This is a genomic window from Pseudomonas sp. NPDC088322 (genome assembly GCF_044740745.1).
In the GTDB taxonomy this organism is placed as follows: Bacteria; Pseudomonadota; Gammaproteobacteria; order Pseudomonadales; family Pseudomonadaceae; genus Aquipseudomonas; species Aquipseudomonas shirazensis.
Window position 1 is genome coordinate 146,158 of the sequence record NZ_JBIURK010000008.1, and the last position, 13,841, is coordinate 159,998.

At 63.7% G+C, this 13,841-nt stretch carries 12 protein-coding genes; 3 read left to right on the top strand and 9 right to left on the bottom strand.

Annotated features, from left to right (window positions below):
• Nucleotides 1-328: 328 nt before the first annotated feature.
• From gabP to ACIOAU_RS20665, 3 genes are all read right to left on the bottom strand, one after another.
• Nucleotides 329-1,726, bottom strand: a complete 1,398-nt coding sequence (gene gabP / locus ACIOAU_RS20655; protein WP_101322219.1) for a GABA permease — start codon at nt 1,724-1,726, stop codon at nt 329-331.
• A gap of 507 nt (nt 1,727-2,233) precedes the next feature.
• Nucleotides 2,234-3,601: a glucarate dehydratase gene (gene gudD, locus ACIOAU_RS20660; protein ID WP_401184509.1), complete on the bottom strand. Its 1,368-nt coding sequence runs from the start codon at nt 3,599-3,601 to the stop codon at nt 2,234-2,236.
• A 24-nt stretch (nt 3,602-3,625) separates the two neighbouring features.
• Complete coding sequence (locus tag ACIOAU_RS20665) at nt 3,626-4,975, bottom strand: MFS transporter (protein ID WP_101322220.1); 1,350 nt, start codon at nt 4,973-4,975, stop codon at nt 3,626-3,628.
• A gap of 326 nt (nt 4,976-5,301) precedes the next feature.
• On the opposite strand from ACIOAU_RS20665, the gene ACIOAU_RS20670 reads away from it, so the two are divergent.
• Nucleotides 5,302-6,015, top strand: a complete 714-nt coding sequence (locus ACIOAU_RS20670; protein WP_101322221.1) for a FadR/GntR family transcriptional regulator — start codon at nt 5,302-5,304, stop codon at nt 6,013-6,015.
• A gap of 144 nt (nt 6,016-6,159) precedes the next feature.
• Here the strand turns inward: ACIOAU_RS20670 and ACIOAU_RS20675 are convergent, their stop codons facing one another.
• From ACIOAU_RS20675 to ACIOAU_RS20690, 4 genes are all read right to left on the bottom strand, one after another.
• On the bottom strand, nt 6,160-7,170 hold the full coding sequence (locus tag ACIOAU_RS20675; protein WP_150571272.1) for an NAD(P)-dependent alcohol dehydrogenase: 1,011 nt from the start codon (nt 7,168-7,170) through the stop codon (nt 6,160-6,162).
• Nucleotides 7,171-7,210: 40 nt separating this feature from the next.
• Nucleotides 7,211-7,801: an HAD family hydrolase gene (locus ACIOAU_RS20680; protein WP_150571273.1), complete on the bottom strand. Its 591-nt coding sequence runs from the start codon at nt 7,799-7,801 to the stop codon at nt 7,211-7,213.
• Entirely contained in the window at nt 7,798-8,667 is an 870-nt protein-coding gene (tesB, locus tag ACIOAU_RS20685; protein ID WP_101322224.1) for an acyl-CoA thioesterase II, read from the bottom strand. The genes ACIOAU_RS20680 and tesB overlap by 4 nt, the downstream gene beginning before the upstream one ends.
• Nucleotides 8,668-8,763: 96 nt before the next feature.
• Nucleotides 8,764-9,333, bottom strand: coding sequence for a GNAT family N-acetyltransferase (locus ACIOAU_RS20690; protein WP_401184342.1), 570 nt, complete (start codon nt 9,331-9,333; stop codon nt 8,764-8,766).
• Between the two features lie 126 nt (nt 9,334-9,459).
• Between ACIOAU_RS20690 and ACIOAU_RS20695 the strand changes: the two genes are divergently transcribed.
• The gene (locus tag ACIOAU_RS20695; RefSeq protein ID WP_150571274.1) at nt 9,460-10,374 is read left to right on the top strand and encodes a histone deacetylase; all 915 of its coding nucleotides are present in this window, start codon (nt 9,460-9,462) and stop codon (nt 10,372-10,374) included.
• Nucleotides 10,375-10,526: 152 nt separating this feature from the next.
• Complete coding sequence (locus ACIOAU_RS20700; protein ID WP_401184345.1) at nt 10,527-11,765, top strand: TIGR03862 family flavoprotein; 1,239 nt, start codon at nt 10,527-10,529, stop codon at nt 11,763-11,765.
• Between the two features lie 46 nt (nt 11,766-11,811).
• Here the strand turns inward: ACIOAU_RS20700 and ACIOAU_RS20705 are convergent, their stop codons facing one another.
• Both ACIOAU_RS20705 and ACIOAU_RS20710 read right to left on the bottom strand, forming a co-directional pair.
• On the bottom strand, nt 11,812-13,143 hold the full coding sequence (locus ACIOAU_RS20705) for a DEAD/DEAH box helicase (protein WP_103435085.1): 1,332 nt from the start codon (nt 13,141-13,143) through the stop codon (nt 11,812-11,814).
• 210 nt (nt 13,144-13,353) lie between these two features.
• Nucleotides 13,354-13,833: an NYN domain-containing protein gene (locus ACIOAU_RS20710; RefSeq protein ID WP_101322228.1), complete on the bottom strand. Its 480-nt coding sequence runs from the start codon at nt 13,831-13,833 to the stop codon at nt 13,354-13,356.
• Between the last annotated feature and the right edge of the window lie 8 nt (nt 13,834-13,841).

Genomic DNA, 13,841 nt, shown 5'->3' on the forward strand with positions numbered 1-13,841 from the left:
TGCGCGGAGTGTACGAAAAAAGTGATGGCACGGATACATCACGGCCATCGACTCTTTACGCCTGTTATCAGGGCAACTGCGATGAAGATGATCACCAGCCAGGTCAGGTCCGGGGGCAATCGCCGCATGAGTTCTGGGGGCAAGCTGAGGGCACTGACAAAGCCGCTCCAGACCGCGCACAGCAATGCCATGCACGGATCCCTGTAGGAGCGGCCTCGTGTCGCGAAAGGGTCGCGTAGCGGCCCCAAATTTTCCGCTTCGCCGCCAACATCGCCGGGCCAGCTGCGCTGGCCTTTCCGACCGGTCCGGCGCTCCGGCAAGGCCGCTCCTACAGGGGCAGCGCCTTGGCTGCGGCGGTGCGGGCGTGGCCGCGGGTAGTGATGATGCCAAGGAACGAGATGGCAATTGCCAGGCCCAGGGTTGCCGACACTTCAGCGCGGTGCTCGGGGGTGTACATCATCACGCTCAAGGCCGCGGCGATGAAGATGATCACCAGCCAGGTCAGGTACGGGAACAGCCACATGCGGAACTTGAGCTCGGTGTTCTCCCGCTCCAGGCGGCGGCGCATGCGCAGCTGCGAGATGGCGATCACCATGTACACCAACAGCGCAATCGCCCCAGAGCTGGCCAGCAGAAACTCGAACACACCGGCCGGAGCGAAATAGTTGAGGATCGCAATCGCCGCGCCGATCAAGGTGCTGCCGAACACAGCGGCACGCGGCACGCCGACCTTCGAGGTGTTTTTCAGCAGAGCCGGGGCGTCACCGCGTTTGGCCAGCGAATACATCATCCGTGAGGCGATGTAGATCGACGAGTTCATGCAGCTGGCCACGGCGACCAGCACCACGAAGTCGACCATGAACGCAGCGTTGGGGATGTTCATGATTTCCAGGGCGCGCTGGTACGAGCCTACCACCGCCAGTTGCGGGTCATTCCACGGCACGATCGAGATGATCACGAAGATCGACAGAATATAGAAGGTGCTGATCCGCCAGATCACCGAGCGGGTGGCCTTGGCGATGTTGCGCGACGGGTCGCTGGACTCGGAGGCGGCGATGGTTACGGCCTCGGTGCCGATAAAGCTGAACATCACGGTGATGAACGCGCCGATCACGGCCGACCAGCCTTTTGGTGCGAAGCCGCCGTACTCGTCTACCAACGTGCTGAGGCCGCTGACTTCGCGGTTGGGCAACCAGCCCAGCAACGCAGCAAAGCCCAGCCCGATAAAGCCAAGAATGGCCACAACCTTGAGGATGGCAAACCAGAACTCGAACTCGCCGTACTTGGCCACGCTGAACAGGTTGGTGCCGGCCAGCAGAATGATCGAGGCCAGGGCAAAGATCCAACTGTCCACCTGTGGGAACCAGGCGTTGAGCACATGCCCGGCGGCAAGGGCCTCGATGGGGATCACCAGGACCCAGAACCACCAGTACAGCCAGCCGATGGTGTAGCCGGCCCAGCGACCGATGGCCTGGTCGGCGTAAGTTGAAAACGAACCGGTGTCGGGGTGCGCGACGGCCATTTCGCCGAGCATGCGCATCACCAGCACCACCAGGGTACCGGCAACGAAATAAGAAATGATGGTGGCTGGGCCGGCTGCCGCAATGGCATGCCCGGAGCCGACGAAGAGCCCCGCTCCGATAATGCCGGCGATGGACAGCATCGTGACGTGACGGGGTTTGAACCCTTGCGCGAGGTTACTTCCAGCAGATCCCACGGTGTTCATTGATCTTGTTCTCTTTTTGCTGACACAAGGAAGGACGGGCAGGCGTAGGCGAAAATAATCTCCTTCGAATACAAGGGGGTAGGCACATTTCTTGTGCTCTTGGCGGGACGTTTTACACGCTTTGCAGAGCAGCGCGCCAGCTCGAATGCACATCCATTTAACCGGGCCAGAGCGGCTGGAAATTATGCGAGACCGCCTTGCAGGTGCGCGATCACGACAGCGGATATCGAATCGCGGCAAATGTCGTGAATGGCATATCTGATTGCGCCATGGCGCGCTGGAGGGGTAGCAACGGACAGGGTTTTCTGTCGGGTACAGCCGTGGATTGCCGATGATGCGCGGTCTGTGTAGGAGCGGCCTTGCCGGGGCGCCGGACCGGTCGGAAAGGCCTGCGTAGCGGGCCCAGATCTGAGCTTCGCCGCCGATGTCGCCGGGCCCGCTTTGCGGGCCTTTCGCGACACGAGGCCGCTCCTACAAAGACGCGTCGCCCGGATGCTACACGGTCTTCTAGCGCACCAGGCAAGGCCGCTTGTTATCAAACTTCCAGCCCGGAATCAGGTACTGCATCGCCACCCCATCATCCCGCGCACCCAAACCCATATTGCGATAGCACTCATGCGCCTTGGCCAACTGATCTTCATCCAGCTCCACCCCCAACCCCGGCCTTGCCGGCACACGCACATGGCCATCGATAATCCGCAGCGGCTCACGGGTCAAACGCTGGCCGTCCTGCCAGATCCAGTGAGTATCAATTGCCGTGATTTCCCCCGGCGCCGCGGCCGCGACCTGAGTGAACATTGCCAGGGAAATATCAAAGTGGTTGTTCGAATGCGAACCCCAGGTCAGGCCCCAGTCATGGCACATCTGCGCGACGCGCACCGAGCCTTGCATGGTCCAGAAGTGCGGATCGGCCAGCGGGATATCCACCGACTGCAGCTGGATCGCATGGCCCATCTGCCGCCAGTCGGTGGCGATCATGTTGGTCGCGGTCGGCAGCCCGGTGGCGCGGCGGAACTCGGCCATCACCTCCCGCCCGGAGTAACCGTTTTCGGCTCCGCAAGGGTCTTCGGCGTAGGCCAGCACATGGTGCTGGTCACGGCACAGGGCAATCGCTTGCTTGAGTGACCAGGCGCCGTTGGGGTCGAGGGTGATGCGCGCTTGCGGGAAGTGTTCGGCCAGGGCGGTAACCGCTTCGATCTCATCCTCGCCGCGCAATACCCCACCCTTGAGCTTGAAGTCGCTGAATCCGTAGCGGGCCTTGGCGGCCTCGGCCAGGCGCACGATCGCTTCTGGGGTCATGGCTTTTTCGTGACGCAGGCGCAGCCAGTCGTCATCGGCATCGTGTTCGTTACGGTAGGCCAGATCGGTCTGCTGGCGGTCGCCTATGTAGAACAGGTAGCCGAGCATCTTCACCGCATCGCGCTGCTGGCCTTCACCGAGCAAGGCGGCGATGGGCACGCCGAGGTGCTGGCCGAGCAGGTCGAGCAGCGCTGACTCGATGGCGGTCACCGCGTGTACGGTAATGCGCAGGTCGAAGGTTTGCAGGCCGCGGCCGCCGACGTCGCGCCCGGCAAAGGTCTGGCGTATGGCGTTGAGCACGCGCTGGTAATGGCCGATGGGCTGGCCGACTACCAGGCTGCGGGCGTCTTCGAGGGTCTGGCGGATGGTCTCGCCACCAGGTACTTCGCCCACGCCAGTGTTGCCGGCGCTGTCGCGCAGCACGACGATATTGCGCGTGAAGTACGGGCCATGGGCGCCGCTGAGGTTGAGCAGCATGCTGTCGTGGCCGGCTACCGGCACCACGCGCAAATCGGTGACCACGGGGGTGCCATTGTGAGCCTGAGTGGCGTTCAAGGTGTCTGCTGGGTTATGCATAGTCATTATTGTTGTCCTGCCGGGTCAGTGGGTCTGGCTCAGGGCCGACTGCGGTTTGAGGTCATTGGGCGTGTTGGCCTTGGGGCCGGTGCGCACGAAGAACACCACGATCGCCGCCAGTACCGAGGTCACCGCCAGGCCATACAGGCCGCCCTGGATCGAGCCGGTGTGCTGCTCGAGCAAGCCGAAGGTGGTTGGCGCGACAAAGCCGCCGAGGTTGCCGACCGAGTTGATCAAGGCGATCACCGCCGCGGCGATGCGCGCATCCAGGTAGCCCTGCGGGATCGGCCAGAACAGCGCCGAAGCCGACTTGAAGCCGATGGCGGCAAAGCACACCGCGACAAAGGCGAACACCGGGCCACCGGTGGTGGACATGAACATGCCGATGGCGGCGATGATCAGCGCAGCGGCGACCCACGCTTGCTGGAACTTCCAGCGGGCAGAACCGGCGGCGAAGGCATACATGGCGATGATCGAGATCAGCCACGGGATCGAGTTGAAGAAGCCGACCTGGATGTCGGACAGATCACCCATGCGCTTGATGATGCTCGGCAGCCAGAAGGTCGCGGCGTAAATGGTCAGCTGGATACAGAAGTAGATGCCGCAGAACAGCAGAATCTGCCGGTCCTTGAGCAGGCGCCAGGCCGAGGTCTTGACCACCCCGCTCGCCTCGCGCTCACGCTGCTCGCGGTCGATGGTCTCGACCAGCGCGTCCTGCTCGGCACGGCTCAGCCACTTGGCGTCGTGGGGTTTGGAGTCGAGCCAGAACCACACCACAAAGGTCAGGCACACCGAGGCCATGCCTTCGATGAACAGCATCCATTGCCAGCCATGCATGCCGAAGCCCTGAATCTGCATGAGCATGCCGGCCAACGGCCCGGAGATCAGCGAGGCGACTGCCGAACCACTGAGGAATATCGCAATCGCCTTGCCACGCTCAGCCGCAGGCAACCAGCGGGTGAAGTAATAGATCACCCCCGGGAAGAACCCCGCCTCGGCCACGCCAAGCAAAAAGCGCAGCACATAGAACTGGGTTTCGGTCTGGACGAAGGCCATGGCGGTTGCCACCAGGCCCCAGGTGAACATGATGCGGGTCAGCCACACACGGGCGCCGACGCGCTGCAGGAGCATGTTCGACGGCACCTCGAACAAGGCGTAGCCGATAAAGAACAGCCCGGCGCCAAAGCCGTAGGCGGCGGCGCTGATGCCGAGGTCGCTCTCCAGGTGCGGGCGGACGAAGCCGATATTGACGCGGTCCAGGTAATTGACGATGAACATGATGACGAACAGCGGCAGGACGTGGCGTTTGACTTTGGCCACGGCGCTGGTCAACACGTCGTCACGCCGTGCGGACGGAGCGAGGGTGTCGTTCACTGCAGAATCTCCCACTAATTGTTTTTGTGCGGGTCGATGGCGGTCACGGCGGCGGGTAGCGCGCTTGGTTGTCTGACATGCCAGTGGAGGCCAGAATAGGCCTCACGCAGTTGTACGACAAGATGCTGAACGGTTAGCAAAAAGCGAAATACAAGCTTATAAAGTGAATAAAATCGGCAAAAATAATGAATAGGGTTTAAACAACGACAGCACCTGTCTGATTTGTGCCGATGAAAATAATTTGAAATTTCAACTTGTCAGACAAGCTCTGGTGCTAATCTCGCCGCGAGCCCCTGGCACTTGTCTGAACCGTTGCGGAGCCGCCCATGACCGCCCCCGAAGCCATCGATCCCCCGCGTAAACGTGGCCACAGCCGCGCCCATGATCTGGTCTCGAGCCTGACCCAGCAGATTCTGCTCGGCACCTTCAAGCCCGGCGACAAGCTGCCCTCGGAAAACACCCTGGTACGCGAGCACGCCGTCAGCCGCACCGTGGTGCGCGAGGCGTTATCCAAGTTGCAGGCTTCCGGCCTGGTCGAGCCGCGCCATGGCATTGGCACTTTCGTTATCGAACGCCAGGCACAAAGCGGCCTGCGCGTCGGCGCCGAAAGCGCAGCCAGCGTGCGTGATCTGCTGGAATTACGGATTGGTCTGGAAGGCCAGGCTGCGGCGTTGGCCGCGCTGCGCCGAACTGACAGCCAGTTGCAGCGCATGCGCCAGGCACTGGATGACCATCAGGACCTCGCCGCCGCCGGCGACAGCTGCATCGAACCCGACCGGCGCTTTCACCTGCTGATCGCCGAGGCCACCGGCAACCTGTATTTCAGCGAGACCATGGCGCAACTGGGCAGCGGCTTGATCCCGCGCAACCGCATGGCGGCCGATGAGCGCTCGGGCGCCAAGCTGGCCCGGCATGCCTACCTGGCCAACCTGGAACATGAGGCGATCCTCAATGCCATCCGCCGGCAGGACCCGGATGCGGCGCGGGCAGCGATCTGCCTGCACCTGTCCAACAGCCGCGACCGCTTGCTGCCCGAGTGAAGAGTCGGGGACGCCGGGGGCGCTTCGCGCCCCTTTCGCGACACAAGGCCGCTCCTACAGGTGACCGCGTAAGTCGTTGGTACGCGGTCGTCTGTAGGAGCGGCCTTGTGTCGCGAAAGGGCTGCAAAGCAGCCCCCAACGTCCTCAAAACGTCAGGCAGATCTTGCCGAAGTGGCGATTGCTTTCCTGATGCTGAAACGCCTCGACGATCTGTTCCAGCTCGAAGTGCTTATCAACCACCGGCCGCAAGCCATTGGCGTCGATAGCGCGAACCATCGCCTGCTGCTGCGCGCGGCTGCCGACCAGCACGCCTTGCAGACGAATCTGCCGCACCAGTGCCTGCACCAATGGCAACTCCCCAGCGACGCCGGTAAGAATCCCGATCAGCGAGATATGCCCGCCAATCCGCGCCGCGATCATCGACTGCTCAAGGGTGGCCGGGCCGCCGACTTCAATCACATGATCGACGCCGCGATTGTCAGTCAGCTTGCGCACCTGCTCGCCCCAGGCCGGGGTGCTGCGGTAGTTGATCACATGATCGGCGCCCAGCGCCTTGAGCCGCTCCAGCTTGGCATCGCTGGACGATGTAGCGATCACCGTAGCGCCGGCCAGCTTGGCGAACTGCAGGGCAAAAATGGATACGCCACCGGTGCCCTGCACCAGCACGCTGTCACCCGGTTTGAGCTGATCATCGGCCATCAATGCACGCCAGGCAGTCAGCCCAGCCGTGGTCAGGGTAGCGGCCTCGGCATGGCTATAGCCACTGGGCGCACGGGTGAACGAGGTCGCGCGCGCAGTAACCTGCTGGCGCGCATAGCCATCGATACCATCGCCAGGCACGCTGGCAAAACCCTCGACCAGCGGCTGGCCGTCGAGCCAGTCGGGGAAGAACGTGCTGACCACCGCATCGCCGACCTTGAACTCGGTGACGCCCGCGCCCACCGCCGTCACTTGCCCAGCGCCATCGGCCATCGGAATGCGCCGCTCGCTCGGCCCCCACATGCCGCTGACCACGGCAAAGTCATGGTAGTTGAGCGAGCTGGCGTGCAGGCGCACGCTGATCTCGCCGGCCTGCGGCGCGGCAGCCTCGCAGGTGCCGATCTGGACGTTGGCGTAACCGCCGCCGGGCTGAACGTAGATGGCCTTGCTGGTCATGACAGCTGTTCCTCTGTGAGTGGTTGGGGGGCTGTGCAGCTTAGCCGAGCATCGCCTGCAGCTGGCGGCAGTCGGCGGCGTGCCAGTCGGTCAGCTCTGGCCAGGGGTTGTCCGGCAGGTTGACCAGTACCGTGCGTGCGCCCGCGGTGCGGCCACATTCCAGGTCGATGCGGTAGTCGCCGACCATCACCAGCTCGCTGGGATCGACGTCCCAGGCCTGGGCGATTTTCAGCAGACCATCGGGGCTTGGCTTGGGCGCGGCTTCGTCGCGGCCGAGCACCAGCTCCTTGGCAAAGCAATCGGCCAGGCCGATGGCCTCGAGGGTGACGTGGGCCAGCTCGCGGGCATTACGGGTGAGGATCGCCAACTGGCAACCACGCCCGGCCAGCTCGCGCACCAGCTCGACCGCGCCCGTTGCGGCAGTCGACGCCACGGCCAGGTCACGCTCGTGTTCGAGCAACCAGGCGTGCTTGGCTTCGGCCTCGGCAGCAGGCAAGGCGGCCAGATGGGTAAGAATATCGTTCTCGGGCGGAATGCCCAGCGCTACCCGGATGGCGGCAAAATCATGCACCGCCACGGTCAGCGTGCCGTCCATGTCGAACACCCAGTTGCGTACTGTCGAGAGGCTCATGACCAGTCCTTGCGATGGCGAATCAGGCCTTCCTGAGCCGATGAGGCAACCAGTTGCCCGGCGCGGTTGTAGATGCTGCCGCGGCAGAAGCCACGGGCGTTGCCGGCCCACGGGCTGTCGGTGGCATACAGCAGCCAGTCATCGGCGCGCAGGTCACGGTGGAACCACAGCGAGTGGTCGAGGCTGGCGATCTGCATGTCCTTCTGCCACACCGACTTGGCATGGGGCAGCAGCGCGGTGGTCAGCAGGCCAAAGTCGGAGGCGTAGGCAAGCAGGTATTTGTGCAGTGCGGGCACGTCCGGCAGGCTGCCGCTGGTGCGGAACCAGGCGTATTTGACCGGGTCGCCGGGCTTGGGGTTGAACGGGTCGCGCTCGGTTACCGGGCGCACTTCGATCGGCCGATCACACAGCACCTTGTCGCGGATGCGCTCGGGCAGTTGCTCGGCCATGGCGCTGGCCAGTTCGACTTCGCTGGGGAGGTTTTCCGGGCCGACCACATCGGGCATCTGCGCCTGGTGCTCGAAGCTTTCTTCGTCGTACTGGAACGAGGCGCTGCAGGTAAAGATGGTGTGGCCTTTCTGGATCGCAGTCACCCGACGGGTGCTGAAGCTGCCACCGTCACGCACGCGATCAACCGAATACACCACCGGCAGGCTGGCATCGCCCGGGCGCAAGAAATAGCCATGCAGCGAATGCACATGCCGGGCGTCTTCGACTGTCTGGCTGGCAGCCGACAGCGCCTGGCCGAGCACCTGGCCGCCGTACAACTGGCGAAAGCCCAGGTCCTGGCTGCGGCCACGGAACAGGTTTTCCTCGATCGCTTCAAGGCTCAACAGGTCGACCAGGTCGTCCAACACGTGGCTCATGGGGGTGTTCTCCTAACTAGGCAGCACGGCGCTACAGCATTTTTGAAAGACAAGATGATACAGAATTTGTCATCAGCGCTACGCATGCAGCGCCATTCAGCCGTGCAGGGTGTCCTGCCAGTGGGCGCGATCGATGCGGTACAGCACGTGCCGGCGCAGCGGGTCATCGGCGGCAAGCTTGGGGTGGTCGAAGCTGCCGTCGAGGTCCTGCTGCATGCCGATGGCCTGCATGACCTTCTGCGACGCCAGGTTGCTCTCGCTGGTGAACGACACCACCTGCTCCAGACGCAGCTGGGCGAAGCCGCAGCGCAGGCAAGTCCAGGCCGCTTCGCTGGCAAAACCCAGGCCCCAGTGCCGGCGGGCCAGGCGCCAGCCGATTTCCACCGCGGGGGCGAACGGCGCGTCGAAGTTGACGTTGAGCAGGCCCGTCATGCCGATGAACGCGCCGGTGTCCTTGCGCTCCAGCGCCCACAGGCCGTAGCCGTATTCATTGAAGTGACCGCGCACCCGGCCGATCAGCGCAGCGGCCTCGACCCGGCTCAACGGCGCCGGGAAGTAACGCATTACCTGGGGGTCAGCAGACATCGCGGCAAACTCGGCGAGGTCTTCGTCGTGCCACTGGCGCAAGATCAGGCGGGCGCTCTCAAGTTTGGGGATCAGCGTCATCAGCCAGCTCCGAAAAGGTCGTATCGCATCTTACAGGGTAGGCCCAGCAACGCGGCGGCGCCCGGCAATAGCCCAACGGCCACCGGAGCTGGCACTATCCACACACATCTCTAGTGCGATCCCATCATGCCGTTGCCGCTGATCTACCACGACGACTACAGCCCGGAGTTTCCCGCCGAGCACCGCTTCCCGATGGACAAGTTTCGCCTGCTGCGCGACCACCTGATCGACAGCGGCCTGACCCGCGACGAAGATTTGCTGCGCCCCGATATCTGCCCCAACGACATCCTCGCGCTGGCCCACGACCGTAGCTATATCGAGCGCTACATGAGCGGCGAGTTGTCCCGCGAGGACCAGCGCCGGCTTGGCCTACCCTGGAGCGAAGCGCTCGCCCGGCGCACCGTGCGGGCGGTCGGTGGCTCGCTGTTGAGCGCCGAGATGGCCCTGCGCGACGGCGTCGCCTGCCACCTCGCCGGCGGTACTCATCATGCCCACTACGACCACCCGGCAGGCTTTTGCATCTTCAATGACCTGGCGGTGATCAGCCGTTATCTGCTGGAGGCCGGGCGCGTGCACCGGGTGCTGATCTTCGACTGCGACGTGCATCAAGGCGACGGCACCGCACGCATGCTGCAAGACACGCCGGAGGCGATCACCGTGTCGCTGCACTGCGAGCAGAACTTCCCCGCGCGCAAGGCGCAGAGCGATTGGGACATCCCGCTGCCGCGGGGCATGGGCGACGCCGAGTACTTACAGGTGGTGGATGACGCGCTCAACTATTTGCTGCCGCTGTACCAGCCCGACCTGGTGCTGTACGACGCCGGAGTGGATGTGCACAAGGACGACGCGCTGGGTTACCTGCAACTGACCGACGAAGGCCTGGCGGCGCGCGATGAAAAGGTCCTGCGGCATTGCCTGGGGCGGGATATCCCGGTGGTCGGGGTGATTGGTGGCGGCTACAGCAAGGACCGCCTGGCCTTGGCCAAGCGCCATGGCATCCTTCATCACACCGCAGCGCGTGTCATCAGTTGTTCACAATGACTGTGGAACCGCCTGTGGATAACCTGCTGGCAACCCGCTGCAGGCCTCTAGCTGTATGGCCTGCAAAGCACTGATCATTTTTTGAGCAGTGCTTGCGAAAGCGTGCTTGGGGTAGAATGCCGGCTCTTTTCCACAGCCCGTTGCCGCCGACCATGTCTGATCTTCACCCTGCTCGCCCTCCTCTGGTTGCCGTTATCGGTGCCGGCCCTGCCGGGCTGATGGCCGCCGAAGCCCTGGCGGCGTCGGGCGTAGCGGTGCAGGTGTTCGACGCCATGCCGTCGGTGGGGCGCAAGTTTCTCCTGGCGGGCGTTGGCGGGATGAACATCACCCATTCCGAGCCCTACCCCGCGTTTGTCGGCCGCTACGCCGAGCGCAGCCGCGAGATCGACGCGCTGTTACGTGACTTTGATGCCGACGCGCTGCGCCAGTGGATACATGATCTCGGCATCGAGACCTTTGTCGGCACCTCAGGGCGGGTGTTCCCCACCGATATGAAAGCCGCGCCGTTGCTGCGCGCCTGGCTCAAACGCCTGCGCGACAGCGGCGTAGTTATCCACACCCGGCATCGTTGGCTGGGATGGAATGCCGAGGGCGCGCTGCGGATAGCTTATCCACAGGGCGAACTGAGCGTACAGGCTGATGCCGTGGTGCTGGCGCTGGGTGGCGGCAGTTGGGCACGGCTTGGTTCGGACGGCGCCTGGCTGCCATTGCTGGCAGAGCGGGCTGTGGATATCTCGCCATTGCAGCCGAGCAACTGTGGTTTTGAAGTAGCAGGCTGGAGCGAACTGCTGGTGAGCAAGTTTGCCGGGGCACCGCTGAAGAACATCGCTCTGGCCATGCCCGGCAGCCCGCCGCGCAAGGGCGAATTCATCCTCACCGCCCAAGGCGTCGAAGGCAGCCTGGTGTATGCCTGGTCGGCGCCGGTACGGGAGGCGATCAACCGCCAGGGCCGCGCTACCCTGCTGCTCGATCTGCTTCCAGACAAGCCTGTGGACAAAATCGCCCAGGCCCTGGCCAAGCCACGTGGCTCGCGCTCGATGGCCAAGCATCTGCACAGTCAGTTGGGCATCGATGGCGTGAAGGCGGGGTTGTTGCGTGAGCTGACCGATCAGGCCACGTTTGCTGACACGCAGGCACTGGCGGCGGCGATCAAGGCGCTGCCGATCGAGCTGGTACGCACGCGGCCGCTGGACGAGGCCATCAGCAGTGCCGGTGGGGTGCGTTTTACTGGGCTGGATGAGGGCTTGATGCTGCGTCAGCTACCGGGGGTGTTCTGCGCTGGCGAGATGCTCGACTGGGAGGCACCGACCGGCGGCTATCTGCTCACGGCGTGCTTTGCCAGTGGCTTGCGTGCGGGCAAGGCTGCGGCCGAGTGGCTCAACGCCCGCTGATGGCGAGTCGAGCCGAACGCAGGGTCTGCGCTCGGCTCTGATCAGCCTACGGCTTGCGCTTGCGCGGGCCACCGTTGAAGCTCGGCACCTTGCGCACGGCTTTCACCGCTGGCTTGGCGTCGGCCGAATCAGTGCTATCCATCCATTTGCCCAGACCACGCTTAGCGCTGTTTTCCTTGGGCTTCTTGGGCTTTTTCGGTTTCTTGATCACTTGCCCGCTGGCGTCGGTCAGCGGCACCCGGTGCTCGGGGATAAAGTCCGGTTCTTCGTGGCGCGGCAGGGTCTGGCGGATCAGCGTTTCAATCGCCGAGAGCATCTGCACTTCATCGGCGCATACCAGCGAAATCGCCTCGCCTTTGTTGCCGGCCCGGCCGGTACGGCCAATCCGGTGCACGTAGTCTTCGGCGACGATTGGCATGTCGAGGTTGACCACCAGCGGCAGGTCGTCGATGTCCAGGCCACGGGCGGCCACGTCGGTAGCAACCAGCACCTGAATCTCGCGGGCCTTGAAGGTATCCAGCGCGCGCTGGCGAGTCGCTTGCGGGCGATCGCCGTGGATGCCGTCGGCCACTACGCCTTCGGCGAGCAGGCGCTCGACCAGTTGATCGACACCGTTACGGGTCTTGGCAAACACCAACACCTGCTTCCAGCGCTGCTTGCGCAGCAGGTAGCAGAACAGGTCGGCCTTGCGCTTCTTGTCGACCGGCACCAGCCACTGTTTGACGGTATTGGCAGCGGCGTTGCGCGGGCTGACTTCGATGCTCAGCGGGTCGTTCAGGGCGAGGCCTGCGAGCATGCGGATCTGCTCGGAGAAGGTCGCCGAAAACAGCAAGGTCTGGCGCTTGCGCGGCAGTGCGGCGTACACCGATTGCAGTTCTTCGGCAAAGCCCAGATCGAGCATGCGGTCGGCTTCGTCGAGCACCAGCATCTGCACCTGGCCGAACTTGACCGCTTTTTGCCGGAACAGGTCGAGCAGCCGGCCTGGGGTCGCCACCAGCAGATCGACACCACGGCGCAGGCGCATCATCTGCGGGTTGATGCTGACCCCGCCGTACACGGCGTAGGTCGAGACCGGCAGGTTTTCGGCGTATTGCTGGACGTTGGCATGGACCTGCTCGGCCAGCTCGCGGGTCGGCACCAGGATCAGCGCGCGGATCGAATTGCTGGCGACCTTCTCACCTTCCAGCGCCAGCCGCTGCAACACCGGCAGGGCAAAGCCTGCGGTCTTGCCGGTGCCGGTCTGGGCGGCGGCCATCAGGTCGCGGCCAGCCAGCACGGCGGGGATGGCCTGGGCCTGCACGGGCGTCGGGGTGGAGTAGTCGCGCTGCTGCAAGGTGCGCAGCAGCGGTTCGATCAGGCCGAGTTGGGCGAAATTCATTTCAATACCGTCAGGGGGGTTCAGCGAAGGCGGCAGTTTAACCTGCGAACACCGCTGCCTGACAGATCGAACACGATCCCCGTAGGAGCGGCCTTGTGTCGCGAAAGGGCTGCGCAGCGGCCCCGACTATTTGTGATGCGGCATAAAACCTGGGGCCGCTACGCGACCCCTTCGCGACACAAGGCCGCTCCCACAGGGGACCGCGTACGATCAGTGGCGCAACAACAGATGCCCCTCGATCGGCACATAACGGCTGGCCGCGCGTATCAACGACAGTGCCGTCAACCCAGGCGTGCCATACACCACTGCTTCTACCCCATGACGCTGAATCGCCCGCTCCAGCAGCAGATCAAAGTCACCATCGCCAGACGCCAGCACCACCTGGTCGACCCGGCTGGCCGCTTCGATCACATCCAGGGTAATGCCGACATCCCAATCGCCCTTGGCCGAGCCATCGCTGCGCTGGATATACGGCTTGAGGCGCACCTCGAAACCGAGGTTGCGCAGAATCTGCTGAAACTGCTGTTGCTTGCTGTCGCCGCGATCAATCGCATAGGCCACCGCTTCGACAATGGTGCCTTCGCGGCTCACTTCGGCCCACAGCGCTGCATAGTTGAAGTGGCAGCCGTGGGCCTGGCGGACGGTGTAGTAGAGGTTCTGCACGTCGGCGAACAGCGCGATTTTTTTCATCCAGGCCT